Below are 26,841 nucleotides of genomic sequence, written 5' to 3'. Positions count from 1 at the left end.
GCCCGACCGGTGCCCGGAACGGGATGAGTAGGACTACCTGCGTGTCAGGCCGACGTATCGGCCAGCGCTTCGATGCGGCCGAGCGCATCCTCGGCCGCCGCGGCGATGTCGATCCCGCCGGCCGCACCGCAGCTGGTCAGCTCGATGGCGGCGTTGTATGCGGCGGCGAGGAAGTTGTCGCAGTTCCATTCGGGGGCACGCAGTGACCACAGGATCGCGCCCGCGGGGGCGGGCTGCTCCGCTTCGGTCACCCGGAAGGTGTACGTCCGGCCGTACATCGTGGTGACGGTGACCGGGGTGTCGCGGCAGGCGGCGATGGTGCCGCGGGCCGCCGTCAGGGCGTCGGTTGCCGAGAACGTCGACGGCATCACCGCCACCATCTCCTCCACCACGGCTTCGACACCACCGACAGCAGCAGACCAGTGCCCACCGTCTCGGGCCTCGGGGTGGTGCTCGACGATGAACGGCGGATCGACCTCACGGGCAACCCCGGCGCACCGCGCGGGTTCGACCTCGGCGAACAGATTGCCGTCCTTGGTCATCACATCCGGACTCAGCAGGTCACCGACCTGCAACGGGGAGACCGGTCCCACCGGTGCCGCCGGCCGCGCCTGCGGATCCTCGATCGACCGGGTGCAACCCACCACGACAAGCGCCACGACCCACGCCACCCACCATCGCGCCACGCGGGCCAGTCTAGGTAGGTCGGCCCCATCTCCGATCGGCTTCGAATCCGCGACTCGGCAGACCAAGGCTGCCGCGCCTCATTCGACCGGTGTCGGCACCGCCATCCGCTCCTTGCCGGTGACCGGGTCGCGCGTCTCCCAGAATTTCGCGCCGACGATACCGAGTGGAATCGGGTCGAAGATCGGGTCGAGTCCCTGCTTCTTCTGCTTTTCGTAGTCACGCAGCGCCTTGTAGGCGGGCTGTTGCAGGATGATGATGCCGATGATGTTGAGCCACGCCATCAGTCCGACACCGATATCGCCGAGGGTCCAGGCCTCCGTCGCCGTCGAGACCGCACCCGAGACCACCGAGCCCAGGATCAACGCCTGCAACAGGATGGTGGCGTTGCCACCGACCGTGCCCCTGATCAGCGGTACCGGCACCGGCGCAGCCTTGCCCAGGATGAATCGCAGGTTCGTCTCGGCCATGTAGTAGTAGGCGATGATGGTGGTCAGGCAGAAGAACGCCAACGACACCGCGATGAAGCTCGAACCGGCGCCCTGCCACAGGGTGTCGAATCCGACTTGGGCGAAGGTCGGCCCCACTTCCACATCGGCGGGCAGCGCGCCACCCTCGGCCAGCACCGCGCCGGTCGCGCTCTCCCCTTCGTACACCCGGTACGCGCCGGTCGACAGGATCAGGAAACCGGTCGCCGAACAGATGAACAGGGTGTCGACGTACACGGCGAACGCCTGCACCAGGCCCTGCTTCGCGGGATGGGACACCTCGGCGGCCGCGGCGGCGTGTGGGCCGGTCCCCTGGCCCGCCTCGTTGGAGTAGATGCCACGCTTGACACCCCACATCACCGCGGCCCCGACGATGGCGCCGAAGCCGGCGTCCAGTCCGAAGGCACTCTCGAAGATGAGTTTGAGGACACCGGGCAGGGCGTCGGCGTTGGCGATCACGATGACCATCGCCAACGCGATGTACACGACGGCCATGAACGGCACCACGATCGAGGCGAATGCCGCGATGCGCTTGACGCCACCGATGATCACGAACGCCAACAGGATCACCGTGCACACGCCGACAACCCACTTCGACACACCCCACGACTGGTTCATCGCCGACGCCATGGAGTTCGACTGGACGCTGGGCAGCAGCAGTCCGCAGGCGAGCACCGTGACCGCCGCGAAGATCAGGCCGTACACCTTGAACAGCGGCGCGGCCTTGGTGTGCGCCATCGCCCGGCTGAGGTAGTAGGCCGGCCCGCCGCGGTACTCACCGGTGATGCGGTCGCGGGTCTTGTAGATCTGGCCGAGGGTGCACTCGACGAAGCTCGTCGACGCGCCGAGGAAGGCGACCGTCCACATCCAGAACAGCGCACCGGGCCCGCCGAACGCGATGGCGGTGGCCACCCCGGCAATGTTTCCGGTGCCCACCCGCCCGGCCAGCGACATCGTCAGCGCCTGGAACGATGATACGCCGGACGGCGATTTCTCGCCCTTCAGCATCAGCCGGATCATTTCTTTGAACTGCCGGACCTGGACGAAACGCGAGCGGACCGAGAAGTAGACACCCGCGGCCAGGCACAGATAGATCAGTGCGTTGCTCCAGATATAGCTGTTGAGAGTGTCGAGAAATTCGGTCACGATGCTCCGTCCGGTGCTCGGGTTGGCCTGCGTTTCCGCTCTGCATCGTTGCAAAGGCAAGGTGGCTTTGTGTTAACAACTCGTCAATCCGGTGTTAGCGAATCCGCTACCCGCTACCCGCCCGCGCACAAACCTCTGACAACCTGAATCGGCTCTGTAAAGCTACCTCGGCCAGGCCAAGCCCCGGAGGAGACGATGTCGACCGCCCCGCTCGAACCCCAGTCCACGCACGACCCGCGTCGCGCGTGGGCCGCCGTCGCGGTGCTCGCGCTGGTGGGCACCCTCAACTACGTCGATCGTTTTCTGCCGGGCGTACTCGCCGAACCCATCAAGCGGGATCTGGCCTTATCGGACACTGCGATCGGCATCATCAACGGGTTCGGCTTCCTGATCGTGTACGCCGTGCTGGGCATCGTGATCGCCCGTGTCGCCGACCGCGGCATGTTCGGGGCGGTGATCGCGGGCTGCCTGACGCTGTGGGGTTCGATGACCATGTTGGGCGGCGCCGTGCAGTCCGGGTTCCAGCTCGCGCTGACCCGTGTCGGGGTTGCCGTCGGCGAGGCGGGCAGCACACCGGCCGCGCATGCCTACGTGGCGCGCAATTTCCTGCCCTCGAAACGGTCGGCCCCGCTGGCGGTCATCACCATGTCCGTCCCGCTCGCCAGTGCCGCCAGCCTGCTCGGCGGTGGTCTGCTGGCCGAGAGCCTGGGCTGGCGAATGGCTTTCGTGGTGATGGGCGGGATCAGCGTGCTGCTCGTGCCGCTGGTGCTCTGGGTGGTCGGCAGTCGCCAGAGCCTGCCGACCGCACCGCTGCGGGAGCACTCGACCACGGTGAACTGGTGGGATCTGCTGCGCAAGCCCAGCTTCCTGGCGATGGTGGCGGGCACCGCACTGGTCTCGGCGGCAGGCTACTCGCTGACCGCCTTCGCGCCAGCGTTCCTGATGCGCTCCCACGGCATGTCACTGGGCCAGGTCGGCATCTCCTACGGCCTGGCGACCGGGCTGCTCGGCATTCTGGGTCTGCTGATCGTCGGGCGGATCTCCGATCGGCTCGCGGCCCGCGACCCGCGCTGGCTGCTGTGGATCGTGGTCATCCTGATCGCGATCCTGCTGCCGGCCTCCGGGCTGGCGTTCATCGTGGAGAACCGGACGTGGTGCGTCTGGCTGCTGGCGTTGAGTTATGTCATCGGCATCGCCTATCTGGCGCCCTCCATCGCGGCCATCCAGCGCCTGGTGCTGCCCGAGCACCGCGCGACGGCGTCGGCGATCTTCTTGTTCTTCAATGCGACATTGGGTGCTGTCGGGCCGTTCCTGACCGGCGTGATCAGCGACGCACTGACCGGCGAGCTGGGGCCCCGGGCGCTGGGCCGTGCCCTGCTGGTCCTGGTACCGACGATGCAGCTGGTTGCGGTCGGCTGCTACGCGCTTGCCGCGCGTCGCTACCGCCGCGACATCATCGAGGAACGCTAGCCGGCTCGGCCTTCACGGGCCGCCGCGTCGCACCCCACAACCCCACCCCGATCCCGATCACCGCACCGCCGAGCCCGATGATCCGCTGCGAACGTGGCATCTGCGCATGCACACCGACACCGCCCAGCAGATCCGCGGCATCTGCCCCACCGGATGCCAAAAACCAACCGCGGGTGCCCTTTCCGCGCAGTCCCGCGGCGAGCAGCAGGCCGCCGATCAGTGCGTCGCGGTATCCCATCGAGCGCAGCAGCAGCTGCGCGGTCGGGTCGGGCGTATCGGGCGAACCCCACAGGCGGTTGGCCTTGATCGGATCCACGAGAAACGACACTCCCGAGGCCAATCGGATGCTGCCCGCGGCCAGCGCCGCCCGGTCGATCGACATGGCTGGAAGCCTAGGGTTCAGTCCGTTGCGACCGTGCCCAATTGCCCAACTCGCCTACGGTGCACGCCGCACCCCGCGATAATCAACAGACCCGAGCTCGAAGAGGAGCAGACCCATGGCCAAACGCGCAGCCGGCGCCGCAACTGGAGAACAGGACTTCGAACGGGAGGTGGCGGCCACCCAGGAGTACTTCGACAGCCCACGATTCGAGGGCATCACGAGGTTGTACTCGGCCCGCCAGGTCGCCGAGCAGCGCGGCACCATCCCGTCGGACTATCCGGTGGCCCGGGAGGCGGCCGCCGCGTTCTACCCACGCCTTCGGGAACTGTTCGCTCAGAAGAAGAGCATCACCACTTTCGGGCCGTACTCCCCCGGCCAGGCCGTGACGATGAAGCGGATGGGTATCGAGGGGATCTATCTGGGCGGCTGGGCGACCTCGGCGAAGGGATCGATCAGCGAGGATCCGGGGCCCGACCTGGCCAGCTACCCGCTGAGCCAGGTGCCCGACGAGGCAGCCGGCCTGGTGCGCGCGCTGCTCACCGCCGACCGCAATCAACAGTATCTGCGGCTCAAGATGACCCCCGAGCAGCGTGCATCGACCCCGGCGGTGGACTACCGGCCGTTCATCATCGCCGACGCCGATACCGGCCACGGTGGTGATCCGCACGTGCGCAACCTGATTCGCCGCTTTGTCGAATCCGGCGTGCCCGGATATCACATCGAGGATCAGCGGCCGGGCACCAAGAAGTGCGGGCATCAGGGCGGCAAGGTACTGGTGCCCTCCGACGAACAGATCAAGCGACTCAACACCGCAAGGTTCCAGCTCGACATCATGCGGGTGCCGGGCATCATCGTGGCCCGCACCGATGCCGAGGCGGCCAACCTGATCGACAGCCGGGCCGACGAGCGTGACCAACCGTTCCTGCTGGGTGCGACAAATCTGAAGGTCCCGCCGTACAAATCCTGTTTTCTGGCGATGACGCGGCATTTCCACACCCTGGGCGTCACCGAACTCAACGGCCATCTGCTCTACGCGCTGCCGGAAGGCGAATATGCCGCGGCCGAGGCGTGGTTGGAGAGCCAAGGCATCTTGGCGGCGATCGCCACCGCGGTCGAGTCCTACAAGAAGGAGCCCGGTCAGTCCGTCGATGCGTTGTTCGACGGGGTGGAATCGCAGTTCGTGGAGGCCTGGCAGAACGACGCCGGCCTGGAAACCTACGGCGACGCGGTCGCCGAGTTGCTGGAGTTCCGCGAGCGTGAGGGCGAGCAGGGCGACATGAGCGCGGCCGAGTGGCGGCAGTTCGCCGCCGGCGCCTCGCTGTATGCGGCAAGGGGCAAGGCCAAGGAACTCGGCGCCGATGTGGCCTGGGATCCCGAGCGGGTGAAAACCCCCGAGGGCTACTACCAGATCCGCGGTGGCATCCCGTACGCGATCGCCAAATCGCTGGCCGCTGCGCCGTTCGCCGACATCCTCTGGATGGAAACCAAAACCGCCGACCTGGCCGACGCCCGCGAGTTCGCGCACGCCATCCACGCCGTCTACCCGGACAAGATGCTGGCCTACAACCTGTCACCGTCGTTCAACTGGGACACCACCGGCATGAGTGACGACGAGATGCGGGCCTTCCCCGCCGAGATCGGCAAGCTCGGGTTCGTCTTCAATTTCATGACCTACGGCGGGCACCAGATCGATGGGGTGGCGGCCGAGGAGTTCGCCACCGCCCTGCTCCAGGACGGCATGTTGTCGCTGGCCCGGCTGCAGCGCAAGATGCGTCTGGTCGAATCCCCTTACCGCACACCGCAAACCCTGGTAGGCGGTCCGCGCAGCGACGCGGCGCTGGCCGCCTCCTCGGGCCGGACCGCGACCACCAAGTCGATGGGCAAGGGTTCCACCCAGCACCAGCACCTGGTGCAGACCGAGGTGCCACGCAAGCTGCTGGAGGAATGGCTGGCGCTGTGGGCCGAGCACTACCAGATCGGCGAGACGCTGCGGGTGCAGTTGCGCCCGCGCCGGGCCGGCTCCGATGTGCTCGAGCTCGGTATCTACGGCGACGGCGACGACAAGCTCGCCGACGTGGTGGTCGACCCGATCAAGGACCGGCACGGACGCAACATCCTGACGGTGCGCGATCAGAACACCTACGCCGAGAAGCTGCGCAAGAAGCGTCTGATGGACGTCATCCACCTGTGGCTCATCCACCGGTTCAAGCCCGAGATCGTGTACTACGTGACCCCGACCGAGGACAACATCTACCAGACCGAGAAGATGAAGAAGCACGGCATTTTCAGCAATGTGTACCAGGAGGTCGGCGAGATCATCGTCGCCGACGTCAACCAGGGCCGCATCGATGAGTTGCTGGCCTCCGACCGGAAGGCACTGGGCAAACTGATCCGCAAGGAGGACTAGCGGTTTCGGCGCGGTTCCGTTGTCTCAGCGTGCGGAGCCGCGCCGAAACGGCCTGAGTAGCATCCGAACAATGCCCATCAAGATGGAGAACGTCGGCATCGCCGTCCGCGACCTCGAAGCGACGATCGCCTTTTTCACCGACCTCGGTCTCACCGTCACCGGCCGTGACACCGTCAGTGGCGAATGGACGGACACCGCCGTCGGCCTCGACGGCAACCACGCCAAGATCGCGATGCTGCAGACCCCCGACGGCCAGGGTTGCCTGGAGCTCTTCGAGTACATCCATCCCGACGCGATCGAAACCGATCCCACGCTGCCCAACGAGATCGGGATGCACCGCGTCGCGTTCTCGGTCGACGATATCGATGCGGCATTGGAGATCGCCGCGCGGCACGGCTGCCGCCCAGTACGCGGGGTGGCAACCTATGCGGACGCCTACAAGCTCACCTACCTGCGCGGCCCCAGCGGCATCCTGCTGATGCTCGCCGAGGACCTCAAGAAGAGCTGAGTGGCTAGCCACCGACGCCGTTGTCGAGACCGAGGTGGGTGCCGGATGCGGTCCGTCTGGCCAGATTGCCGTTATCGAGGCCTCTACTCGAACCTTCGCTCGACAACGACAATCTCGCGTCCAGTTGGTGGTTGTCAGCCCTTGAGCGCCTCGTCGGCCGAGCCCAGATCCAGGAACACCGTCTCGCCTCCTGCGTCGTCGAGCCCGTCGTTGTCGGTCACCACGTACAGGTTGCCGTTGCCCGCCACCGCGAAACCCTCGACCTTCTCCTGCACGAAACTGTTGGTGGCCTGCAGATCCGGCAGCAGATCCCGGGCACGCGTCTTGGGCAGCACCTTCGGCACTTCGGTACCCTTCACCCCGTCCTCGGTGGGAATCTGGACCCGGTAGATCGCCTTCAGCCGGGCGTCGGGCCCGTTGAGCTTGTCGCGTTCGAGCACCAGCAGGGCCCCGTCATGGACCGCGATCTCGGACAGGCCGATCCAATCCCCTTCGGCGGCGGTGGGCTCCAACTGGTAACCGAACCACTGCCACGACTTCTCCGCCGGGGTGTAGCGACCGATGCGCACCACGCCCAACGGGTCGGACTTGAGCTCACGCTGCAGTGCCACCCAGACGTTGTCGCCATCGACGGCAACACCTTCCAGGCCCTGGCCGCCGAGTTCGGCCGCGATCTCGGCGGGCAGCGTGACACGATCCTCGATGGCGCCGTCGGTGGCGACGTTGATCAATTCGTTGCCGGCACCCTCCTCGCCCTCCACGGCCAGCAGGAATCCGTCCGGGCGCGCGGCGATGCCCTCGACGTCGAGGGTGACGGCTTCTCCGTCCTCGGTGATGGGCAGCGCACTGTCGATGAGCGCGGGTGTCGCGGACAGGTCCACACTGAGGATCCGCGCCGGACCGTAGGCGTTGTCGGTGGCGGTGAACAGCCGGTTCGGTTCGGCCGGGTCGGCGGACAGCGCGCCCAGCGCACCCCACCCGATCGGGTGGGCGTCGATATCGCCGGAGACGATCGACGGGAACGCCGGCTTGGCGCCGTCGGCGGCGTAGGCCTGCCCGTAGCCGTAGATGGAAACCGAGGCCCGCACCCGGTTCTCCGCATCGTCGGCCTCCGACGAGACGACCAGCAGATCGCGCGCCGGTACCGCCAGGATGCCCTCGGGGCCGGGCGTGGTCGGCATGATCTGCCGGAAAACCGGGGCTGCCGGGTCGCTCACGTCATAGGCGGCAACGAAGTTGCTCCGCTCGGAGGCCACCAATGCCGTTGGGCGGCCGTCAATCTCGGTGATCGCCAACCCTTCGGGCTCGGGGCCCTTGGATTCCGCGCGGCCTTCGGTATGCAAGCCCGTCCGCACCGCGAGTTGTTCGACGGTGTTACCGGCGTCCCACACCACCTCGCCGGTCGCGGTGTCGAAGACCGACCAGCCCCGGGTTCCGCCCTTCCAGTCCCCTTCGTTGGCCGTCGCCACATGATCATCGCCGATCCAGCCGATTGCGTCGGGCTCGCGCGGCTTGGCCTCGATCGAACCCGTCTGGTCGAGGGTCCCGTCCTCGGCAATATCGATATCGTCGACCGTCTGGCTGCCCGCGGAGAAGATATTGGACACCACGCCGGTCTTGCCGTCGATGATGGCGATACCGTTGTTCTCCTGCAGGGTCAGCGCGATCTGGCCGCGCGAGTTGATGCTGACGTATTCGGGCTCGAGGTCTTCGGGGGTGTCCAGGCCGGCGGCGCGGGCCTGCTCGACGTCGAAGTCGACTTTGCGCGCCGCCCAGGCCGTGGGCGCGCCGGTCAGGCTGAGCAGCTGCAGGAACCCGGTCGGCGGCTGGGGTAGGTCGCCCTCCGCACCGCCCGCGGGGGTGAACTCCTCGTCGCGTTGGTTCTCCATGGCGATGGCGGCGAAGATGCCGTCCGGGCTGATGGCGATCGAGTCCGGCTGACCGCCGAGATCGATGCTGCGTACTCGGGTGCGGTCGGCGACGCGCACGATGTCGACGCGGCCCGACGGGTTGGCGAAGTCACCGCCGGTGGTGTCGATGACGACCAGGACGAACTCGCCCAGGGCGGCGACCGAGGTCGGCTGGTCGTCGGCGTGCCCGAGTTCGGCCAGCGAAAGTGTGCCCAGCCCTGCAGGTTTGCGCGGGTCCCGGATGTCGGTGAACCCGATGCGCTTGGCTGCTGCGTCGGTGTAGATGACGGTGTTGCCGTCCGGGGTGACCGTGGAGATCTCGGCGACGGTCTCGGTGGCGGGGTCCTCGCCGGCAGGGCGGTTCAGGTACACCGGATAGGTGGCCAACCGGTGGTAGCGCTGCGCATCGGGAAGGTCGAAATCGATCGGCGAGGTGGCGCGCTGCGTCTGCGGTGCGGGCGCATCCTGTTCGCCTTCCGGTGCGCTCGGCGAGCACGCGGCCGCGAAGAGTGCGGTGACCGCGGCGGCAGCCGTCACGCGACCCAGATTCGACGTCATGGGGACCCCTGTTCAGTTGGCGGTGAGGTCGAGTGATCTTGACCAATCCGGATGAACGCCGGGCAACACCCAGGTGTCCGACGAGAAGGGGCCGGTCCTGATGTCCAGGACCGGCCCCGCTACTCACCTATGTCAGACGACGTTGCCGCCGGTGTTTCCGGGACGCCCGCCTGGTCCGCCGCCCTGTCCACCGAAGCCATTGGACTCGCCGCCGTTGCCACCGTTACCACCGAAGCCACCGAAGTTGCCGCTGCCGCCGTTGCCACCGTTGCCACCGGTCCCGGAGTTCAGGCCTTGGTCGCCGACGCCGTTGCCACCGTTGCCACCGCGGCCACCGCCGGTGAAGATGCCCCGACCGTCGCCGCCGGTACCGCCGTTGCCGCCGGTACCGCCCTCGAGGTCCTTGGTGCCGTTGCCACCGTTGCCGCCACGGCCACCGCCACCGAGGGCCAGGCCGCTGTCGCCGCCGGAGCCACCGGATCCGCCGGTGGCCGCACCGCTTTCGGAGGTTCCGCCGCCGCCGTTGCCGCCGCGCCCACCGCTGCCGAGGATGGCGTTGCTGCCGCCCTCGCCGCCGGCACCGCCGGTGGCGGCCCCGTCCGTCGCGGTGGCATCACCGCCGGTGCCGCCCCAGCCGCCGCCGCCGACCTCGACGACGCCGCCGGTGCCGCCGGCGCCACCGACTGCCGACCCTCCGGTGCCTGCGGTCGCCGCGCCACCGTCACCGCCGCGCCCCGGGTCGTAGAGGCCCTGCCCACCGTCGCCACCCGCGCCGCCGGTTGCGGTGCCGACCCCGTCGCCCTGTGCGGTGCCACCGGCGCCGCCGTTTCCACCGCCGCCCACGATGCCCGCGGTGCCACCGTTACCGCCGTCGCCACCGACGGCGTTGGCGCCCGCCGCGCTGCCGCCGGCGCCACCGTGCCCGCCGTCACCGCCGATCAGTCCGGCCGCGCCACCATTGCCGCCGGCACCACCGGTTTCGTCGGCACCGGCCTGGTCCCCGTTTCCGCCGCTGCCGCCGCTGCCGAACAGCAGGCCGCCGCGGCCACCATTGCCGCCGTCGGCGTTCAGGCCGGAGCCGTCGCCGCCGCGGCCGCCATTGCCGAGAAGACCTGCCGCGCCGCCATTTCCGCCGCCGAGCCCGCCGTCACCGCCGCTGCCGAGCAGGCCGCCCTGGCCACCGTCGGCGCCGAAGCCACCGGCCCCGCCGTTACCGAACAGCAGGCCACCACGCCCGCCGTTGACGCCCGCGGTGATGGAGCTGAACCCGTTGCCGATCAGCAGGCCACCGTCGGGGTTGGAAATGGTGCCGTTGCGGACGAAGAAACTCACGACCGGGATCCGGCCGCCGATGTCACCGAGCAATCCGGCGATGGCGCCGGGCAGATCACCGAGCGTCGTCTGGGTCACCTGCAGCGCACCGGTGGCGCCGGCCACCATGACCGTGACCTCGGTGTTGGAGTCTCCGCCGGTACGGGCGACAGCTTCGGCGAGGACTTCGGGAGTGAAGTCAGGCGCGCCGCCACCGCCGGCGGTGGCCGCGGAGGCGCTGCGCTGGGCGGTGGGCGCGGTGGTATCGCCGGTGGGGATGAAGGTGATCAAGGTGCCACTGGGTTCGACGGCCTCGACACCGGGCACGGCTGCCTCGGGCGCGCCGCCACCCAACTGCGCGCCGATCAGAGCGTTGGGTGCCGGGGCAGGCAGAACAGCCGCTGCCAGCGTCGGCTGGGCGTAGCGCACCGCAGGACTGGACGTCACCGGCGCACCGGTGGCCTCCGCCCGCTCACCGCCGGCTGCGACAACGGTGACACCCGTCGTGGCCAAGACTCCCGCCGCCAAAGCCGAAAAGATTGTGCTGGGCACGTTTCCCACCGCTGCTCCTTAACCTCACCTAATTTGCCGCCCGCAGTATGTCAGACCGATGCTTAAAATCCTCTCAGTTTGCGAGAACATCGACGAGTGTTGCGCTGACGGCTGCAGATCGGCCACTGTCCGCAACATTCCCCCGATACCCGAGCACCGGTACTCCAGTCGTTGTCGAACGGGTGATTTGCTGGCGATCGCGGACACCCCGCCGCGACGGGTCAAAGGACCGGTAGCTGTCTCGCCGCACCCGTCGGTGCCGGGACGGCACCCGGAGACAGTTCGCCGACATTGGCACCGTGCGACCGATCCGGCATTTAGAGTGCTCGGCGTGGGCAGTAGCGGGTTAGCGGCGAGGCGGTGGATGGCCATCGCCGGCTCCATCGTCATCTCCGGCGGGGTGTTGTACGCCCAGAATGCGTCGCCGCGCCCGGTCGAGCGGGCCGAGTCCGTTCCGGCGCCCACCGCGCCGGCCGCGCCGCTGTTGCCCAGCCTTGCCGCGCAGGCCCCCACCCAGGCCGAACTGCTGGCGGCGAGCGCTCCCGTGGACACCCGGGTCCTCGATTTCCCGCTCGATGCGGGTGTCGCCCCCGAGCAGGGTCTGCAGATCAAGACCATCTGGGTGGCCCGCGCCATCAGCATGATGTACCCGGAGATCACCACGATCGGCGGCTACCGCCAAGATGCGCTGAAATGGCACCCCAATGGCCTGGCCATCGACGTGATGATCCCCGACCACAACAGCGACGAGGGCATCGAGCTCGGCAATCAGATTGCCGGGCTGGCCTTGGCCAACGCCGAACGCTGGGGCGTCATCCACGTCATCTGGCGGCAGGGCTTCTACCCCGGGATCGGCGCACCCAGCTGGACGGCGGACTACGGCTCGGAGACGTTGAACCACTTCGACCACATCCACATCGCAACCGACGGTGGTGGCTACCCCACCGGCCGCGAGTCCTACTACCTGGGATCGATGAAGCCCTAGACGGCGATCGACGGATCCACGCATCGGGCGCCGAGCGCCGGGTCTGCGCACACCTGGAGCCCGACGAGCATGGACGGCGGCGCCGGCGGGGTGTAGGACGGGAAGTCCGGCGCCGCGGGCGGCCAGAACGGATAGATGCTGGCCCCGGTGACCCCGGTGATCCGGGCGACGATCTGCGCTACGAAATTCGTCGCCACATACCCCAGGTCACCAACGAACCGCACCGGCACGACCGCCAGCCCGGCCAGCAGACTGACGACCGGGATATTCTGTGCAGCAACCGTTTTGATGCCTCCGACGATGCCGTCGACGATATCGACCAGGAAGTACGGGATCGAGGCGAAGATGGTGCGCGCCCCGAGGGCGATGTTGGTGACGGTGTCCGGGTAGCCGTTCTTGGAGATCAGATCTTGCAGCGCCGCACGCAGCGCCGCATCGTTGTTGACCGGGATGACATTGTTGGTGAGTTCGGTCATCGACGTGCCCTGGGTCGTCCGCGGGGTTCCGCCGAACAATGTCACCACGGTCGGGGTGACATCGACGATCTCGTACTGCAGACTGATCGCCCCGGGGGTGAACCCGGGTCCGTTGACGATGACGAACGTCTCGGTCTCATCCGGCGACTGGAAGCCGTGACCGAGGCCGCGCTGCGGTTGGTGCCCGTGGTCGGTCACCAGGACGACGGTCCATTCTTCGTTGTTGACCGTCTCCCAGGCCTCGACGGCGTCCATGATCTCGCCGAGGTTGCGGTCGAAGTTGTTCAGCGCCAACTTGTACTGCTCGGAGGCGCCACCGTACATGTGGCCGTTCTCGTCGACGCCGACGAAATAGCTGAACACGAAGTTCGCGACGGTCGGATCCGAGTCGGCGATGATCAGTTCGGTGGTGTCACCGACCGCGTCATCGGTCTTCAACCAATTCGGGTCGTCCTCGCGTTTTCCGATGTAGCGCACCAGATCTGCACCCAGGTCGCCTCCCGCGGCGGCGATGGCGGCGATCACATCCCAGTTGGCCACCGCCGTGGTCTGGATGCCCTCGTCATGGTCTTCTTCGAGCTGGTTGAACACCGTAGGCCACTTGTTGTAGGTCCATGGCGTGAAGATGTTGTTGATCACACCGGTGCGCTCACCCCAGTTGCCGGTCAGGATCGTCGACCAGGACGGGTTGGAGATGGTGGTGTGCCCGACGATGCTCGACGGTGCGGTCGAACTGTTCTGGATGAGATTGAAGAAGTTGACGTTGGTCGGATCCGCGAGCACCCGGCTCAGATTGGTGCCGTCCACGCCGATGACCAACACGTTCGGGGTGTCGACCGAAGCGACGCCGATCTGCGCTCCGGCGGTCGCGTTGCGGCGCAGCGTGTTGCGCTCCAGCTCGTCGCGCACCGCACCCAACGCGGCCAGCGCCGCCGGCGCCTCCACCGGCGGCGTTCCGGGCTCGGGGTTGACCAGCGGCGCGGCCGGGTTCACGTCGATGGTGATGAGCGTGACGCCCGCCTCGGAAGCGCGCGGCGAGCCCACCGACCGCGGGCCGGTCCGCGCGGTGCGGGCGGTCGTCGCCCGCACCGGGGAGGTGCGGTCGGCAAGCGGGATGCCGACGGTGTCACCGCCGGAGTGGGCCCCGGCCGCGGAGCGCAGGGATTTGGCGGTCGTCTTGGTGCCGGTGCCGGAGGGGCTCGAACCCGCGGAGGTACCGGATTTCGTGGACGTGGACGAGCTGTCCGATGAGCTCGACGAACTGCTCGCGCTCGACGACGAGTCACCCGTCTCCGCAAGCGCCGACGGCGCGGATGCCAGGGCGACACCCACCCCCAGGGTCACCGCCAAGGCTCCGACCCGACCGATGTGCTTGGCGTAACCCATGGCGTTCCTTCCGACGTTCGCGCACCGGGTCGGCGCGGCTGCGATCGATTCGATTCGCGGCGTTGCTATCGTCGCCACATCGCTGTCACACGCTGCTCGCCGAATCTGTACCGCAAATTACCGCCCGGACACCGTTCGATGGACACGAATGCACGAGTTGGCCCCGTGTCGGTTGGCGGCATCGCCGCCCGGTACGTCGCGGCCTTCGTAATGCTCATCGCGACATCGGGATGCTCGGACACATCGGATCCAAGTGCGGCAACATCGTCCCCGGCCGCCGCTACCACGGCCGAAATCGCCACCGTCACAACGACACCGCCTCCCGCTCCGCCTCTGGTTCCCGCCCAGCCCCGGTTGGCGCCCGAACCGGCGCAGGTGGCCGATGATCTTGTTGCCGATGAGTACGCACTGCGGAATCCGTCGTCATCACCGGGGGCCCGGCGTGACGCCGCGCGACGCCAGCAGGCCGCCTATCGGGCCATCGGCAGGCACCCGGAATGGGACGCCCTGACCCGCCCCCGAATCCCGCCGCCGTTGCTGGCGGCCTATGACCTGAACGTCCAGGCGCGGCGGCACCTCGACGCACTGCTGACCGGAGCGGCCACCGACACACTGCCGGCGTGGCGCATCCAGGCGCCGCCGACGGCCGAGGAACTGTTGGCCCTCTATCGCGAGGCCGAGGCCGAGTCCGGGGTCGGCTGGCAGTACCTGGCCGCGGTGAACCTGATCGAGACCCGGTTGGGCAGCATCGCGGGTACCAGCACCGCGGGCGCGCAGGGACCGATGCAGTTCCTGCCGTCGACGTTCGCCGCCTACGGCGCAGGCGGCGATATCCACGCGCCGCGCGACAGCATCATGGCCGCCGGGCGCTATCTGGCGGCCAACGGGTTCAACACCGATCCGGATCACGCTCTGTACCGGTACAACCACTCCGACCACTACGTGCAGGCGGTCAAGAATTACGCGGCCGTGCTGGCCGCCGACCCCACCGCACTCCACGGCTACCACGGATGGGAGGTGTACTACCGAACCACGGCCGGAGACGTCCTGCTGCCGATCGGCTACGAGCAGACCGGTCCGGTACCGGTCGCCGACTATCTGGCAGCCCATCCGCAGTGACGGGGTACGGGTGCCGCTCGGCGTGATGTCAGTCAGGCGGCCACCACGGGGCCGCTGGCCGCGGTGACACCCTGGGCGGCCGTCACCAGTGGCACGCAGGCGGCGCACGGTTGCGGGCCCATCACCGGGTAGCCGCATCCTGGGCAGATGCCAACCGTGCGTCCGCTGAGAGCAGTGGCACCAGCCATCGGAGTTCCTTTCGCCGTCCGCACCCATGTACCCCGTGCGAGGGCGAATCATGCCATGCGGCAGCGCTTTTTTTGCAATCCCGGTGAGCACGCTCACAGCGCCCGGTCGACGCTCGGCCAGTGCTGGGCTCGTGGGACTCTCCAGCGTGGATGTGTCGCCTGGCCGTACTAGCCTTGGGCGTATGGACAAGCACGAGTTCGACCAGATGAACAGCGCGGTCATCACCGAGTTCCGCGAGACCGGCGGTAAGGCCGGTGGCATGTTCGAGGGCAAGCCGCTGGTGCTGGTGCATCACATCGGCGCCAAGTCCGGGCTCGAACGCATCGCCCCGTTGGTGCCGTTGCTCGACGGCGGCCGCATCTACATCTTCGCCAGCAAGGGCGGTGCCGATACGCATCCCGACTGGTACCGCAATCTGGTCGCGCATCCAGAGATCACCGTCGAACTCGGCACCGACACCTTCCCCGCGACCGCGCGTGTCCTCGAGGGCGCCGAGCGCGACGCCGTCTACGCCCGTCAGGTTGCCGCTGAACCGCAGTTCGGTGAGTACCAACGCAAGACCGAGCGCATCATCCCGGTCGTGGAGCTGGTCCGAGCTTCCTGATCCGGATCAACGCCGGATGCGGACCGTTGCGTTGCCACCGTCGCGTTTGGCGTCGAACATTGCCCTGTCGGCGCGCTCGATGATCGCGTCGAGCACTGCCCCGGAGTCGGTTTCCGGCGTCCACAAGTCGGCGGCGGCGACGCTCGTGACACCGACACTGGCCGTGATCGGGGGATCCGCCGGTGCCGCGATCGCATCCCGGACACGGTCGCAGTCCCGTTCGGCCTGGTCGGCGTCGGCCAGATCGATGACGACGAATTCCTCGCCGCCGACGCGGGCCACCAGCGCGCTGCCGCGGACTGCGGCCTTGATCCGCCGCGCACAACGGATGAGGACTTTGTCACCGGTCGGATGGCCGAAGGCGTCGTTGATGTCCTTGAATCGGTCCAGGTCGATCACCATCACGTCCACGTCGGTACCGGTGGCGGCGGTGTCGCGCAACAGCTCGCCGATGTGCAGCTGCAACCCACGACGATTCAGCAGTCCGGTCAGCGGGTCGGTCACCGACTCATAGGCGTCGTTACGCAACGCCCAGATCCCGCATTGGATGCCCAAGGGTGCCGCGACCATCGGCACCACCCATACGAGGGTCAGCACGAGCAAGTGCGGCCCCGCTGGCTGCGCCGCCGAGTCTACGACAGTCACGAACAGGCAAGCGGTGAGTGTCACCCAAATGGCGTGTCCCGCAGCGACTTTAGGACCGTCGAAGAACATCATGTACACCGACATCAGCGTGAAGAAGTACCAGCCGAACAGTGCGAACAGCCAGCTCCCGTCGAGTAACACCACCGCGGCGATCGCGATATCGGCGGACACCACGAAGGCCAGTGAGAACCGTCGCGATGGCCACGGCAACAGGCACCAAGCCAGGCCCCATCCGATCTGCAACGCCGCGAACGTCGCCATCGCGATACCGGACGCGGCGGTGCTGGCGGCCGGCTGCAACAACACCAGCGAGACGATTCCGTCGAGGCCGGTCCCGATCCCGATCGCGACCTGAATCGTCTTGGACATGGTGCGCCTGGTGAAGTACTGCACCTGTGTGCCGTAGGCCACGGGCTCGGTCCACCAGGCCCGGATGAGTCGGCGGAACACCGCGAAGCTGACCGAGTACTTGGTCAATCGGCCCCCCATCGGCGCTTCGACATTGCCACGCGCGGCCGGGCGGCATGTATGACGAGACCTCACCGTGCGGCGCAACCGCCCTGGGCAGAATATCCGCTTGGCCGCTCGGCCGGGGCCCGCCCAGCAGGATACAGACCTTGTCCTGATGACACCGTCAGCCGAGGATCGTCCGGCAGGTGGGCGGGTGTCACGGGCACCGAGAGTCGCTAGCCTCATGGAGTGCCCCGCCGCTACGTCATCCGGCCGGTGTCATTCACCTCGGGCGGGTCGGCGATCGCCGGCCGGCTCTACATCCCGGTCGGCGTGGAGATGCCCTGCCCGTGTGTCGTCTTCGCGCACGGCTTCTCGGGGACCATGGACTGGATCCTGCCCGATTTCGCGGACGTCTTTGCCGACGGCGGCCTCGCAGTACTGCTGTTCGACTACCGCCATTTCGGGATGAGCGGCGGTCAGCCCCGTCAACTGGTCGACAGCCACCGACAACGCGAGGACATTCGCGCGGCGCTGGCTTTCGCCAGGACGTGCCCGGACATCGACACGGACCGGGTCGCGCTGTGGGGCACATCGCTGGGTGGCAGCCACGTCGTCACCGTCGCAGCCGGTGACGCCCGGGTGGCGGCCGTGGTGGCCAATGTGCCCGCACTCGATATGTACTCAGGGTTGCGCGGACGCTTCAGACCCTCCACATTTCGCCCCGGAGCGGTACGCACCCTGGCGGCCACGGCCAGGTTGGTGGTTTGCGCCGCCGCCGATGCTGTTCGAGGACGGTTCGGATGCCCGCCCCACTACCTCGCCGTGTACGGGCCGTTGGGCCGCGCAGTCTTCAGCGATCCCGCGCTGGCGAGCAATTTCCACGAGCTTGAGACGAGATCGCCGACCTGGCGCAACCAGGTGACCCCGAGATTCCTCCTGCACGCCCCCCGATACCGGAACGGCACCCTGCAACGCCTACCGTGCCCGGTGCTGATCACACTGGCGCGAGACGATGCCGCGGTCTCCACACCATTTGTGCGGCGCAAGAGTTCGGGTGCCGCCAACGTCTCGCTGAAGGAGTACCCGGTCGGACACTTCGACATGTACCACGGCACGGTCCGCGACCAGGTCGCGCGCGACCAGCGCGATTTCCTGCAGCGCGTCTTGTGCCATTAGTCCCGTCGATCGAGTCCACACGACCCTGCACGCACATCCGGACTGTCGGTGAGCATGAGGACATGCCGAACGTCACCACCGCTGCCGGCAGTGCGGTACGTCAGTTCAACAAGCACGTTCTCAATCCGCTGATGCTCCGGCTGGCCGGTCGCCGACACTGGTACGCCGCAGTCATCCACCACACCGGCCGCACCACCGGCAAGCGGTACGCGACACCGGCCGTCGCCGTACGGGTACCCGACGGCGGTTTCATCACGCCCCTGCCGTACGGCGACCGCGTGGACTGGCTCCAGAACGTCATGGCTGCTGGATCCGCATCCGTCACCGCGGACGGCCGGACCTTCGACGTGATGAACCCTCGGGTGTTGGACCAGGCGCAGGCGGGAACCGAATTGCCGGATCGGCGACGACGCGTATTCGACCGTTTCGGAATTCAGCGGTTCGTCAAGTTCGATGTCCGGCCCCATGCCACCGACGGCTCGACGGGAACCTCGTGACCAGCGCTCCGAGATGCATATCGGGCAGCACGATCAGCCGCAAGCACCACAAGGAGCAAACACCATGACCACAGCACGGGATATCATGCACACACCCGTGACATGCATCCGGGCGGATCAGACGCTGGCCTCGGCGGCGCGACACATGGCGGAGTCCGGTGTGGGGGCGCTGCCCATCTGCGGCCTCGACGATCGCCTCCAGGGAATGGTGACCGACCGCGACATCATCGTGAAATGCGTTGCTGTAGGCCGTGATCCCTTCGGCATGCTGGCTGCCGAGGTGGCCCAGGGCATCACCTACCACGTCGACGCCGAGGCCTCCGTCGAGACAATGCTCACCCTCATGGCATCGCATCAGATCCGACGGCTGCCGGTGGTCGACAAAGAACGCCTGGTCGGTATCGTCAGCGGGTCCGACATTGCCCGACACCTCCCCGAGCACGCCCACGCCCAGTTCGTGACGGCAATCGGCGGGCAGCAGGCCATCCCGAGTCGATGACGTCGACAGACTCAACCGGGACGCTTCGGCAGCGGGTCGAATTCACGGCGGCGGGTGTTGCGCTTCACGGTCGTCTCGCGGTTCCGGAGACTGCCCGCGGGATCGTCGTTTTCGCCCAGAGCGGTGGTAGTGGTCGGGACTGCATGCGCAACGGCTGCGTCGAAGCGTTGATGAACGATGCGGGCTTCGCCACGCTGCAGTTCGACCTGCTCACGCCGGCCGAGCAGGCCGACCGCGCCAACATGTTCGCCATCGAGGTTCTGGCGGCCCGGCTCATCGACGTCACCCGGTGGGTCGGGAGTCGACCGGACACCGCGGCGCTTCCCATCGGCTACCTCGGCACCGGCACGGGCGCGGCTGCGGCGCTGGTGGCGGCCGGCGACCCTCGCCTCCACGTTGCGGCGGTGGTTTCCCGCGGTGGTCGGCCAGATTTGGCGGCAGCGCAGCTGCCTACGCTCACCGCGGCGGCACTGTTCATCGTGGCTGAACGCGACGCCATGGTCCTGCGGTTCAACCATACTGCCCGAGAGGCGATGTCAGCCGAGTGCAGCATCGAAGTGATCCGGCACGCCACCCATCTCTTCGAGGAGCCCGGCGCCCTTGAGCAGGTGGCTGTCCTGGCGCGCGACTGGTTCATTCGCCACCTGGTCGAACACTCCGCGCTCTGAATCGGTGGGTGCGATGAACCCGCGACGAAGGGACCAAAGCACACATCGGTTACCGCATTTCGGCCTTAGCGACGCGGCGCGGTCCAGTGTTGTGATGGAGGGGCAGAACGCACAGGGGGCCGACATGAAAACGATGGGCTGGTCGACACGGCGCAAGGGTGAGGGCACGGCCACCTACGTGCTGACGGATCGCTTGCAGCAACATCACGCCGTCTGCAGCACCGCCGAGCAGATCACAGCGACGCTGCTCACGTGGCTGGCCCAACTCGATGCGCACAGCGCTCTGGTGGAGGAATTCGGCCGATCGATCCGCCACAATGATTGGGCGGCGGCCTACGCCATCGCCGATGTCTTGTCGGTGGATGTGAACGAGTCGGCCTGATCCATCCCGGACCTGTGTGTGTGGCGAATCAGTCGGGTGTCGCCGCGTAGCGCAGCAGGACCGTGCCACCGGGGAAGGTGCGGTTTTCCAACAGTCGCAGCGACAGCCATGACGGCAGTGCCGGGAAGAACGGTGTGCCGCCTCCCACGGCGGTGGGCGCGATGACAAGCCGGAACTCGTCCACCAGTCCGGCCTGCACGATCGGCGCGGCGAGCGTCGCGCCGGCCACCTCCAAGTTGCCGTCGGTCTCGCCCTTCAGCCTCGTCACCACCTCTACCGGGTCGCCACGTTCCAGGCGGGAGTTCCAGTCGACCGAATCCAGGGTGCGGGAGAACACGACCTTGGGCATATTGCACCAGATGCGGGCGAAGTCGATGATGAGCGGGTCGGCGTCCGGCGACTTGTCGGCGGTCGGCCAATACGACGACATCAGGTCGTAGAGCCGCCGCCCATAGAACGCCAGGGCGGTATCGCGTTCGAAATCGTTCCAGTACCGGTGCAGTTCCTCGCTCGGATCGGACCAGTCGATGTTGCCGGCCGCGTCGGCGATGTACCCGTCCACCGATACGTTGAGGCCATAGATGAGTGTGCCCATGCTGATCAGACTGCACCGGCGCACGAAAGTCGTCGCGACGCCTATCGGTCGCGGTGCGCCGCACGGCTGGATATCGACGCCATGTCGGCGGGCCGATGCGACTCCACCCGTCGCTTGATGCCGATCAGCATCCCCCTGGTGACGAAGGCGCGCGCCGGACCCAGTAGCTCGGCCAGCACAACCTCGCCCGGATGACGCAGCGCCAGCCGTGACCTGATCAGCAGCCGGCAGCGGTCGTCCCAGTTCGGGACCAGGTGAAACGACCACACGAGCTGCCACGGTGTCCGGGGCGCCGCGGTGGTGAGCACGATCGATTCACCCGCCACGACTTCGGCGACGGTGAGCTCGACACCCTCGGCGAGGCCGAGCCAGCCCTTGGGTACCAACCTCACCGTGTCGCCGGCTTCGAGATGCTGCCAGTCCGGGTGCACCGCATCGGCACTGTGATAGCGCAGAGCGAGGGCGTTCTCCAGCCTTTCGAAGGTGTACAGCCCGCCGCGATCCTGGCCCATCTGGACAAGCCAGGGCCACACCTGTTCGGTCGGAGCATCGATCCACACCCCTTCGGTGGCCTGCAGCACCGGAGGGGCAACCAATCCGTCGCCGAGAAGGCGTCGCTTGGCTTCATCCTTGGTGGTCCCCCAGTCCCGGAAATAGCGCCTGGCCGCGTACAACACCGCACTCGCCGCAAGAAACTTCGCCATCGCTGTCGCCATGCGACCAGTGTTGCCCCACGGAGAACCGACGCACTAGGGTCGCTGGTCCCTTCCTCGCGGAACCCACCGTCGCGGAGCCGCCACCATCCCACGAGTGCGATATATTGCATTTTACATTCGAACCGGGAAGTTGCGGAGGAGAGATTCAATGGCCATCGAAGATTTTGCGCGTTACCCGCTGACGTTCGGCCCGAGTCCCATCCACCCACTTCGTCGACTGAGCCAGCATCTCGGAGGCGCCGAGATCTGGGCCAAGCGCGAGGATGTCAATGCCGGGTTGGCGTACGGCGGCAACAAGACCCGAAAACTGGAATATCTCATCCCGGAGGCGCTCGCGCAGGGCGCTGACACCCTGGTGTCCATCGGCGGCGTCCAGTCCAACCACACCCGCCAGGTGGCCGCCGTCGCCGCCAGTCTTGGATTGAAAGCCGTACTGGTACAGGAGAAGTGGGTAGATTGGCCGGACTCGGTGAACGACAAGGTGGGTAACATCCTGCTCTCGCGCATCATGGGCGCCGAGGTGCGACTCGACCCCTCCGGCTTCGGAATCGAATTCAAAGACAGCTGGCAGAACGCCATCGAAGATGTCAAACGTGCCGGCGGAAGGCCCTATGCCATTCCGGCCGGCGCATCCGATCACCGGCTGGGCGGACTCGGCTTCGCCAACTGGGCCCATGAAGTGCAGCAGCAGGAGACCGAACTCGGCATCTTCTTCGACACCATCGTCGTCTGCACGGTGACGGGGTCCACCCACGCCGGCATGATCGCCGGTTTCGCAGGCCAGGACAGGCCGCGCCGCATCATCGGCATCGACGCGTCGGCCACCCTGGACCAGACGCACGCCCAGGTCGAACGCATCGCCCGCAACACCGCCGAGCTCATCGGTCTCGGCCGTGAGCTCCGCGATGATGAGATCACCGTTCTCGCCGGCTGGGCCGGCGACCGGTATGGCATACCCGTGCAATCCACCATCGACGCGATCAGGCTGACCGGCCGGCTCGAAGGTGTCATCCTGGACCCGGTCTACGAAGGTAAATCCATGGCCGGGCTGATCGACCTGGCGCAGTCCCGGCAGATCGCACCCACCGCGAAGGTGCTCTACGCCCACCTGGGTGGACAGCCGGCATTGAACGCCTACAGCGGCATCTTCTGACAACCCGCCACCCGCAACGACTTATGTCCTCGTCGGAATAACTCCGGGGGCACCGAGGTAGTTTGTGCCATGAGAACAACCTTCCCGCTGGGTCCGTTCACGGTGAGCCGCGTCGGATTCGGCGCCATGCAGTTGCCCGGCCCCGGTGTGATGGGACCGCCTCGTGATCACGAGCGGGCCATCGCCGTGCTCAAGCGTGCCGTGCACCTGGGCGTGGACCATATCGACACCGCGCAGTTCTACGGGCCCAACGTGTCCAACGAACTCATCCGCGAAGCGTTGCATCCCTACCCCGACAACCTGGCCCTGGTCAGCAAGGTCGGTGCACGTCGTAACGACCGCGGCGACTGGCTCTCTGCACAACAGCCCGACGAATTGCGTGCTGATATCGAGGCGAACCTGCGGACCCTCGGGACCGATCGGCTTGCCGCCGTAAATCTCCGTATCCACTCCGGTGACCCGAGCACCGTCGGGCCCGTCGACCGCGAGTTGTTCGACCGCCAGCTCACGGCGATGATCGCCGCCCGCGATGAGGGGCTCATCACCGGGATCGGGCTGTCCAACGCCTCGGTCGATCACCTACGAATTGCCTTGGATCGCACCGAGATCGTCACCGTCCAGAACGCCTACAATCTGCTGGATCGCTCCTCACAACCGGTGCTCGACATGTGCACCGAACACGGCATCTCGTTCGTCCCGTTCTTTCCGCTCGGCTCCGGGTTCAACCCCGAGAACCCGGTCCTCGGTAACGCCTCGGTGCGCAAGACCGCCGCGAAGCTGGGCTATACGCCGGCCCAGGTCGTGCTGGCGTGGACACTGTCGGTTGCTCCCAACGTCCTGCTCATCCCGGGCACCTCCTCGATAACCCACCTCGAGGAGAACGTCGCGATCTCGGATATCGAGCTGCCCGCCGACTTTGCGCCGTAGATCGGGTACTTGCGTGTTTGCGACCGGCTCCGGATAGGTGCCGAGGTGCCAACCGTGAGTGCAATCAGTACTTCATCACACCGCGGTCAACGGCGATTTGGGAACCCGACAATGTCGCCGAGCCTGGCCCCGCCAACCACGCGACGACATCGGATACCTCACCGGGCAGAAGTACATCGGCGCTTCTCGGCTCACCCGTTGCTTCGAGAGGGCGGAACGGCATCGGCGCGAAACTATGTAGGTAGTGCGGCCACCTGCCGAAAAGATCTGCCATCGCCTCCGCCTGCACCATCGGGGTGTCGACGGAGTACGGGTGTATCGAGTTGACGCGAATCCCGTACTCGCCGGCTTCGATTGCCAAGGCGTTGGTCAAGCCCACAAGGCCATGCTTGGACGCAGAATAGTGCCCGTTGCCGGGGGTAGCCTTCAGACCGGTTGCGGAACTGACGATGACAATGCTGCCGCCATTTCCGGCAGCAATCATGGCGGGTACGACGGCACGAAGAGTGCGCCAGGTACCCGATAGGTTCACGTCGATGACTGCATCCCACTGCTCCTCCGACAACTCCCACAATCGTCCCCAACTCAGCACACCCGCGTTGGCAATCAAAATGTCCAGCCGACCGAACATCTCGATGGCCTCGTTGACCAGCAGTTCGGTGGCAGCCAAATCGCGAATGTCGACCGCGCGCGCGAGAATTCTCCGCCCCTGCGCTTCAACGAGTTCGACCGTCGCAGCCAGGTCGTCGTTCGTGGCCGACGGATAGACAACAGAGCCTGATACCGGCGAGCAGATATCGAGTGCGACGATGTCCGCGCCATCCTTAGCGAGGCGGACCGCGTGCGACCGTCCCTGACCGCGCGCGGCCCCGGTCACGAAGGCAACCTGTCCATCCAGTGGTCCGACACTCATCACGGTCTCGACTTTCTCTCGTTTCCCGCAAAACTCGGCGCGAGGCCGGTCAGCGTAAGGCGGTATCGGCCACGCCGGGCCATCCAGATAGTCGAGACGAATGGCCGAATCCGGCGCCGGCGAAGTACCGCAGGAGAATAAGCACACGCGGTCGGCCGTGATCAGCCACATCCCACTGACCGATCCTAAACGGCAACCAGCCCCTGCAGCGGTGGCACGATGCGAAAGTTCATCCAGATCACGGCTGAACATCCTGCTTAGCAACACTTCTCACAGGAGCGCCCCAATGCCAGAGCTTCAGATACCCACCTACGACCCGCGCACACTGGTCGAATCGATCACCGTCGAGATCAATGCGCCGTCGAAAGTCGTCTGGGATGTACTGGTGGACCTGGACCGCTACCCGTTGTGGAATCCATTCTGCGTTTCGGCCGCATCGACACTGGAACTCGGCGCCCCAGTTGACATGGTGCTCACAGACTACGAGCACGGCGCGGGCACCTTCACCAACACCGAATTCGTTTGCGCGGTGGTCCCTGAACAGTTGCTGTCCTGGGAGTTGGTTGCCAGCGAAACGTCGCCATACGCCGCGCGCAGGGACCAGGTGATCGAGCGCGTCGATGCCAACCGATGCCGGTACTACTCCACGGACGCCTTCTTGGGCGATCATGCCCACGCCATCATGGAGGCGACGGGCCACTGGGTGAAACGTGCCTTCGACGACACCGCAACAGCTTTGAAGCGGCGCAGCGAGCTCGTCCACGTCGTCCGCAGCCTTGCCCCAAGATGATGCACCCACCAGCAAGACCGCTGGGAAAAATCTTGGGTAAATAAACCAACATCACCTGAAAACGTTCCGCTGAGTGGGCGCGCCCGGGCGACGCCAACCTGGCGGTGGCTAGCGTCCCGAACATGAACTCAGACCTGTTAGCCGACGCAATGAGCGAAGCAGAACGATTGGTCAGGGCTGCGCCACACATCGACAGCGACCACGACCTCGCCGAAGGTCTGCATTATCTGGCCGAGGGCATTGCTGCGTGCACCCACCAGGCCTTTCACCAATACCCGGGCCATCCCTTTCTCCTCACCGGCACCGGCCCTTTCACCAAGATGGGGCTCGACAACCCGGACACCCTGTATCTCGGAGCGAAGATGCAGGCCGGCTTCGAGTACGTCGTCACCGGAGTCCGGGGGAACACCACCGACCTGAGTTTCCAGTACCTTGCTGGCGAGTACACCGACGACACGGTGCCCGAGAGCGAAGTAGCCTTCGACGACCGTGACCTCAGCATCTCGGAAGACGGCCACTTCGAGTGGCGATTCGTCCCGCAGCGCTCGGGCCAACTGGTCGTCCGTGAGGTTTATGGCGACTGGTCACAACAGCGGGGAACTCTGACCATCCATCGCACCGATACCGTCGGCACAGCTCCGCCGCCATTGACCACCGAGCTTGTCGAGCAGCAATTCAAGCTTGCTGCAACACAACTGATCAATCGGGTGAAAACGTGGCTCCAGTTTCCCCAGTGGTTCTATCTGAACCTACCGGTCAACACCGTCGTGGCTCCGCGTTCCACCCCCGGCGGTCTCACCACCCAGTACTCGTCAGCGGGGCATTTCGCGCTGGACCAGGATCAGGCGCTGATCATCACGGTGCCCATGAGCGATGCACCGTACATGGGGTTTCAACTGGGCAACATGTGGTACACATCCCTGGATTACATCAACCACCAAACTTCTCTCAACGGCACTCAAATGCAGGTCGACCCCGACGGTTTGGTGCGTATCGTTGTCAGCGAACAGAACCCTGGTGTCGCCAACTGGGTTGAGACCGTGGGCCACCGTCGCGGCTATCTCCAGTTCCGTTGGCAGCGGTTGTCGCGCACACTGACCGAGGATGATGGCCCCACTGTTCGACTCGTCAACTTCGCCGATGTCGCCAACACGCTCCCCTTCTTCTCCCAGAACACGATCTCCGAAGTTGACTGGAGAGCACGAATAGCGCTGCGGCAGTCGCAGATCGGTCAGAGAATGCTGGGCTGAAC

General features: G+C 66.5%; 27 protein-coding genes. 16 read left to right on the top strand and 11 right to left on the bottom strand.

Annotated elements, in window-relative coordinates; all coding sequences use genetic code 11:
- Nucleotides 1–44: 44 nt before the first annotated feature.
- On the bottom strand, nt 45–686 hold the full coding sequence (locus tag A7U43_RS14815) for a sensor domain-containing protein (RefSeq protein WP_231963320.1): 642 nt from the start codon (nt 684–686) through the stop codon (nt 45–47).
- 78 nt (nt 687–764) lie between these two features.
- On the bottom strand, nt 765–2,318 hold the full coding sequence (locus tag A7U43_RS14810) for an alanine/glycine:cation symporter family protein (protein ID WP_067996559.1): 1,554 nt from the start codon (nt 2,316–2,318) through the stop codon (nt 765–767).
- Between the two features lie 195 nt (nt 2,319–2,513).
- Between A7U43_RS14810 and A7U43_RS14805 the strand changes: the two genes are divergently transcribed.
- Complete coding sequence (locus tag A7U43_RS14805) at nt 2,514–3,788, top strand: spinster family MFS transporter (RefSeq protein ID WP_067996556.1); 1,275 nt, start codon at nt 2,514–2,516, stop codon at nt 3,786–3,788.
- Here the strand turns inward: A7U43_RS14805 and A7U43_RS14800 are convergent.
- Nucleotides 3,772–4,170 (bottom strand): DUF4267 domain-containing protein, encoded by a 399-nt coding sequence (locus A7U43_RS14800; RefSeq protein ID WP_067996554.1) that lies wholly within the window; start codon nt 4,168–4,170, stop codon nt 3,772–3,774. The genes A7U43_RS14805 and A7U43_RS14800 overlap by 17 nt on opposite strands.
- Before the next feature lie 115 nt (nt 4,171–4,285).
- On the opposite strand from A7U43_RS14800, the gene aceA reads away from it, so the two are divergent.
- Both aceA and A7U43_RS14790 read left to right on the top strand, forming a co-directional pair.
- A complete protein-coding gene (gene aceA / locus A7U43_RS14795) occupies nt 4,286–6,577 on the top strand; it encodes an isocitrate lyase ICL2 (protein WP_067996551.1) in 2,292 nt (763 codons plus the stop codon).
- Nucleotides 6,578–6,647: 70 nt separating this feature from the next.
- Nucleotides 6,648–7,085, top strand: a complete 438-nt coding sequence (locus A7U43_RS14790; protein ID WP_067996547.1) for a VOC family protein — start codon at nt 6,648–6,650, stop codon at nt 7,083–7,085.
- A gap of 134 nt (nt 7,086–7,219) precedes the next feature.
- On the opposite strand, the gene A7U43_RS14785 is transcribed toward A7U43_RS14790, so the two are convergent.
- Nucleotides 7,220–9,553: an esterase-like activity of phytase family protein gene (locus A7U43_RS14785; protein WP_067996545.1), complete on the bottom strand. Its 2,334-nt coding sequence runs from the start codon at nt 9,551–9,553 to the stop codon at nt 7,220–7,222.
- Nucleotides 9,554–9,685: 132 nt separating this feature from the next.
- Nucleotides 9,686–11,416, bottom strand: a complete 1,731-nt coding sequence (locus A7U43_RS29710; protein WP_156525927.1) for a hypothetical protein — start codon at nt 11,414–11,416, stop codon at nt 9,686–9,688.
- A 364-nt stretch (nt 11,417–11,780) separates the two neighbouring features.
- Here A7U43_RS29710 and A7U43_RS14775 point away from each other — a divergent pair, with 364 nt between their 5' ends.
- On the top strand, nt 11,781–12,401 hold the full coding sequence (locus A7U43_RS14775; RefSeq protein ID WP_067996539.1) for a VldE C-terminal domain-containing protein: 621 nt from the start codon (nt 11,781–11,783) through the stop codon (nt 12,399–12,401).
- Here A7U43_RS14775 and A7U43_RS14770 read toward each other — a convergent pair.
- Complete coding sequence (locus tag A7U43_RS14770) at nt 12,398–13,870, bottom strand: alkaline phosphatase family protein (protein ID WP_231963319.1); 1,473 nt, start codon at nt 13,868–13,870, stop codon at nt 12,398–12,400. The genes A7U43_RS14775 and A7U43_RS14770 overlap by 4 nt on opposite strands.
- Nucleotides 13,871–13,886: 16 nt before the next feature.
- Between A7U43_RS14770 and A7U43_RS30080 the strand changes: the two genes are divergently transcribed.
- The gene (locus A7U43_RS30080) at nt 13,887–14,258 is read left to right on the top strand and encodes a hypothetical protein (RefSeq protein ID WP_197500109.1); all 372 of its coding nucleotides are present in this window, start codon (nt 13,887–13,889) and stop codon (nt 14,256–14,258) included.
- Between the two features lie 143 nt (nt 14,259–14,401).
- Nucleotides 14,402–15,382: a lytic transglycosylase domain-containing protein gene (locus tag A7U43_RS14765; RefSeq protein ID WP_082902146.1), complete on the top strand. Its 981-nt coding sequence runs from the start codon at nt 14,402–14,404 to the stop codon at nt 15,380–15,382.
- A 32-nt stretch (nt 15,383–15,414) separates the two neighbouring features.
- Here the strand turns inward: A7U43_RS14765 and A7U43_RS29705 are convergent, their stop codons facing one another.
- A complete protein-coding gene (locus A7U43_RS29705; protein WP_156525926.1) occupies nt 15,415–15,570 on the bottom strand; it encodes a hypothetical protein in 156 nt (51 codons plus the stop codon).
- A gap of 182 nt (nt 15,571–15,752) precedes the next feature.
- Between A7U43_RS29705 and A7U43_RS14760 the strand changes: the two genes are divergently transcribed.
- A complete protein-coding gene (locus A7U43_RS14760; RefSeq protein ID WP_067996534.1) occupies nt 15,753–16,175 on the top strand; it encodes a nitroreductase family deazaflavin-dependent oxidoreductase in 423 nt (140 codons plus the stop codon).
- A 6-nt stretch (nt 16,176–16,181) separates the two neighbouring features.
- On the opposite strand, the gene A7U43_RS14755 is transcribed toward A7U43_RS14760, so the two are convergent.
- Entirely contained in the window at nt 16,182–17,309 is a 1,128-nt protein-coding gene (locus tag A7U43_RS14755) for a GGDEF domain-containing protein (protein ID WP_067996531.1), read from the bottom strand.
- Nucleotides 17,310–17,519: 210 nt separating this feature from the next.
- On the opposite strand from A7U43_RS14755, the gene A7U43_RS14750 reads away from it, so the two are divergent.
- The 5 genes from A7U43_RS14750 (at nt 17,520) to A7U43_RS14730 (ending at nt 20,495) form a co-directional block, all read left to right on the top strand.
- Nucleotides 17,520–18,449, top strand: a complete 930-nt coding sequence (locus A7U43_RS14750) for an alpha/beta hydrolase (protein WP_067996528.1) — start codon at nt 17,520–17,522, stop codon at nt 18,447–18,449.
- Between the two features lie 62 nt (nt 18,450–18,511).
- Nucleotides 18,512–18,946, top strand: a complete 435-nt coding sequence (locus A7U43_RS14745; RefSeq protein ID WP_067996526.1) for a nitroreductase family deazaflavin-dependent oxidoreductase — start codon at nt 18,512–18,514, stop codon at nt 18,944–18,946.
- Nucleotides 18,947–19,010: 64 nt separating this feature from the next.
- Nucleotides 19,011–19,445, top strand: coding sequence for a CBS domain-containing protein (locus tag A7U43_RS14740; RefSeq protein ID WP_067996523.1), 435 nt, complete (start codon nt 19,011–19,013; stop codon nt 19,443–19,445).
- A complete protein-coding gene (locus A7U43_RS14735) occupies nt 19,442–20,113 on the top strand; it encodes a dienelactone hydrolase family protein (protein WP_067996519.1) in 672 nt (223 codons plus the stop codon). The genes A7U43_RS14740 and A7U43_RS14735 overlap by 4 nt, the downstream gene beginning before the upstream one ends.
- A 94-nt stretch (nt 20,114–20,207) precedes the next feature.
- On the top strand, nt 20,208–20,495 hold the full coding sequence (locus A7U43_RS14730; RefSeq protein WP_231963318.1) for a hypothetical protein: 288 nt from the start codon (nt 20,208–20,210) through the stop codon (nt 20,493–20,495).
- Nucleotides 20,496–20,523: 28 nt separating this feature from the next.
- Here A7U43_RS14730 and A7U43_RS14725 read toward each other — a convergent pair whose 3' ends face one another.
- Entirely contained in the window at nt 20,524–21,090 is a 567-nt protein-coding gene (locus A7U43_RS14725; protein ID WP_068002751.1) for a dihydrofolate reductase family protein, read from the bottom strand.
- Between the two features lie 41 nt (nt 21,091–21,131).
- Complete coding sequence (locus A7U43_RS14720; RefSeq protein ID WP_067996515.1) at nt 21,132–21,806, bottom strand: SRPBCC family protein; 675 nt, start codon at nt 21,804–21,806, stop codon at nt 21,132–21,134.
- A 148-nt stretch (nt 21,807–21,954) separates the two neighbouring features.
- On the opposite strand from A7U43_RS14720, the gene A7U43_RS14715 reads away from it, so the two are divergent.
- On the top strand, nt 21,955–22,959 hold the full coding sequence (locus A7U43_RS14715; protein ID WP_067996513.1) for a 1-aminocyclopropane-1-carboxylate deaminase: 1,005 nt from the start codon (nt 21,955–21,957) through the stop codon (nt 22,957–22,959).
- Nucleotides 22,960–23,028: 69 nt separating this feature from the next.
- Entirely contained in the window at nt 23,029–23,886 is an 858-nt protein-coding gene (locus tag A7U43_RS14710; protein WP_067996512.1) for an oxidoreductase, read from the top strand.
- A gap of 64 nt (nt 23,887–23,950) precedes the next feature.
- On the opposite strand, the gene A7U43_RS14705 is transcribed toward A7U43_RS14710, so the two are convergent.
- Nucleotides 23,951–24,799: a mycofactocin-coupled SDR family oxidoreductase gene (locus A7U43_RS14705; RefSeq protein WP_068002748.1), complete on the bottom strand. Its 849-nt coding sequence runs from the start codon at nt 24,797–24,799 to the stop codon at nt 23,951–23,953.
- Between the two features lie 100 nt (nt 24,800–24,899).
- On the opposite strand from A7U43_RS14705, the gene A7U43_RS14700 reads away from it, so the two are divergent.
- Nucleotides 24,900–25,589: an SRPBCC domain-containing protein gene (locus A7U43_RS14700; RefSeq protein ID WP_231963317.1), complete on the top strand. Its 690-nt coding sequence runs from the start codon at nt 24,900–24,902 to the stop codon at nt 25,587–25,589.
- A gap of 122 nt (nt 25,590–25,711) precedes the next feature.
- Nucleotides 25,712–26,839: a hypothetical protein gene (locus tag A7U43_RS14695; protein WP_067996507.1), complete on the top strand. Its 1,128-nt coding sequence runs from the start codon at nt 25,712–25,714 to the stop codon at nt 26,837–26,839.
- Nucleotides 26,840–26,841 lie beyond the last annotated feature (2 nt).

The organism is Mycobacterium adipatum (assembly GCF_001644575.1).
In the GTDB taxonomy this organism is placed as follows: domain Bacteria; phylum Actinomycetota; class Actinomycetes; order Mycobacteriales; family Mycobacteriaceae; genus Mycobacterium; species Mycobacterium adipatum.
Note: the sequence above shows the minus strand (reverse complement) of the source record. Positions and strands in the feature narration are given on the sequence as shown.

What these genes read in the sequence shown, in the direction of transcription:
- A7U43_RS14805 (WP_067996556.1), top strand. Translation starts at nt 2,514, where the DNA reads ATGTCGACCGCCCCGCTCGAACCCCAGTCCACGCACGACCCGCGTCGC.
- A7U43_RS14800 (WP_067996554.1), bottom strand. Translation starts at nt 4,170, where the DNA reads ATGTCGATCGACCGGGCGGCGCTGGCCGCGGGCAGCATCCGATTGGCC.
- A7U43_RS14695 (WP_067996507.1), top strand. Translation starts at nt 25,712, where the DNA reads ATGAACTCAGACCTGTTAGCCGACGCAATGAGCGAAGCAGAACGATTG.
- A7U43_RS14710 (WP_067996512.1), top strand. Translation starts at nt 23,029, where the DNA reads ATGAGAACAACCTTCCCGCTGGGTCCGTTCACGGTGAGCCGCGTCGGA.
- A7U43_RS14745 (WP_067996526.1), top strand. Translation starts at nt 18,512, where the DNA reads ATGCCGAACGTCACCACCGCTGCCGGCAGTGCGGTACGTCAGTTCAAC.
- A7U43_RS14725 (WP_068002751.1), bottom strand. Translation starts at nt 21,090, where the DNA reads ATGGGCACACTCATCTATGGCCTCAACGTATCGGTGGACGGGTACATC.
- A7U43_RS14765 (WP_082902146.1), top strand. Translation starts at nt 14,402, where the DNA reads ATGGACACGAATGCACGAGTTGGCCCCGTGTCGGTTGGCGGCATCGCC.
- A7U43_RS14735 (WP_067996519.1), top strand. Translation starts at nt 19,442, where the DNA reads ATGACGTCGACAGACTCAACCGGGACGCTTCGGCAGCGGGTCGAATTC.
- A7U43_RS14705 (WP_068002748.1), bottom strand. Translation starts at nt 24,799, where the DNA reads ATGAGTGTCGGACCACTGGATGGACAGGTTGCCTTCGTGACCGGGGCC.
- A7U43_RS14760 (WP_067996534.1), top strand. Translation starts at nt 15,753, where the DNA reads ATGGACAAGCACGAGTTCGACCAGATGAACAGCGCGGTCATCACCGAG.
- A7U43_RS14715 (WP_067996513.1), top strand. Translation starts at nt 21,955, where the DNA reads ATGGCCATCGAAGATTTTGCGCGTTACCCGCTGACGTTCGGCCCGAGT.
- A7U43_RS14790 (WP_067996547.1), top strand. Translation starts at nt 6,648, where the DNA reads ATGCCCATCAAGATGGAGAACGTCGGCATCGCCGTCCGCGACCTCGAA.
- A7U43_RS14785 (WP_067996545.1), bottom strand. Translation starts at nt 9,553, where the DNA reads ATGACGTCGAATCTGGGTCGCGTGACGGCTGCCGCCGCGGTCACCGCA.
- A7U43_RS14730 (WP_231963318.1), top strand. Translation starts at nt 20,208, where the DNA reads ATGGAGGGGCAGAACGCACAGGGGGCCGACATGAAAACGATGGGCTGG.
- A7U43_RS29705 (WP_156525926.1), bottom strand. Translation starts at nt 15,570, where the DNA reads ATGGCTGGTGCCACTGCTCTCAGCGGACGCACGGTTGGCATCTGCCCA.
- A7U43_RS14755 (WP_067996531.1), bottom strand. Translation starts at nt 17,309, where the DNA reads ATGGGGGGCCGATTGACCAAGTACTCGGTCAGCTTCGCGGTGTTCCGC.
- A7U43_RS14720 (WP_067996515.1), bottom strand. Translation starts at nt 21,806, where the DNA reads ATGGCGACAGCGATGGCGAAGTTTCTTGCGGCGAGTGCGGTGTTGTAC.
- aceA (WP_067996551.1), top strand. Translation starts at nt 4,286, where the DNA reads ATGGCCAAACGCGCAGCCGGCGCCGCAACTGGAGAACAGGACTTCGAA.
- A7U43_RS14775 (WP_067996539.1), top strand. Translation starts at nt 11,781, where the DNA reads ATGGCCATCGCCGGCTCCATCGTCATCTCCGGCGGGGTGTTGTACGCC.
- A7U43_RS14740 (WP_067996523.1), top strand. Translation starts at nt 19,011, where the DNA reads ATGACCACAGCACGGGATATCATGCACACACCCGTGACATGCATCCGG.
- A7U43_RS14700 (WP_231963317.1), top strand. Translation starts at nt 24,900, where the DNA reads ATGGCCGAATCCGGCGCCGGCGAAGTACCGCAGGAGAATAAGCACACG.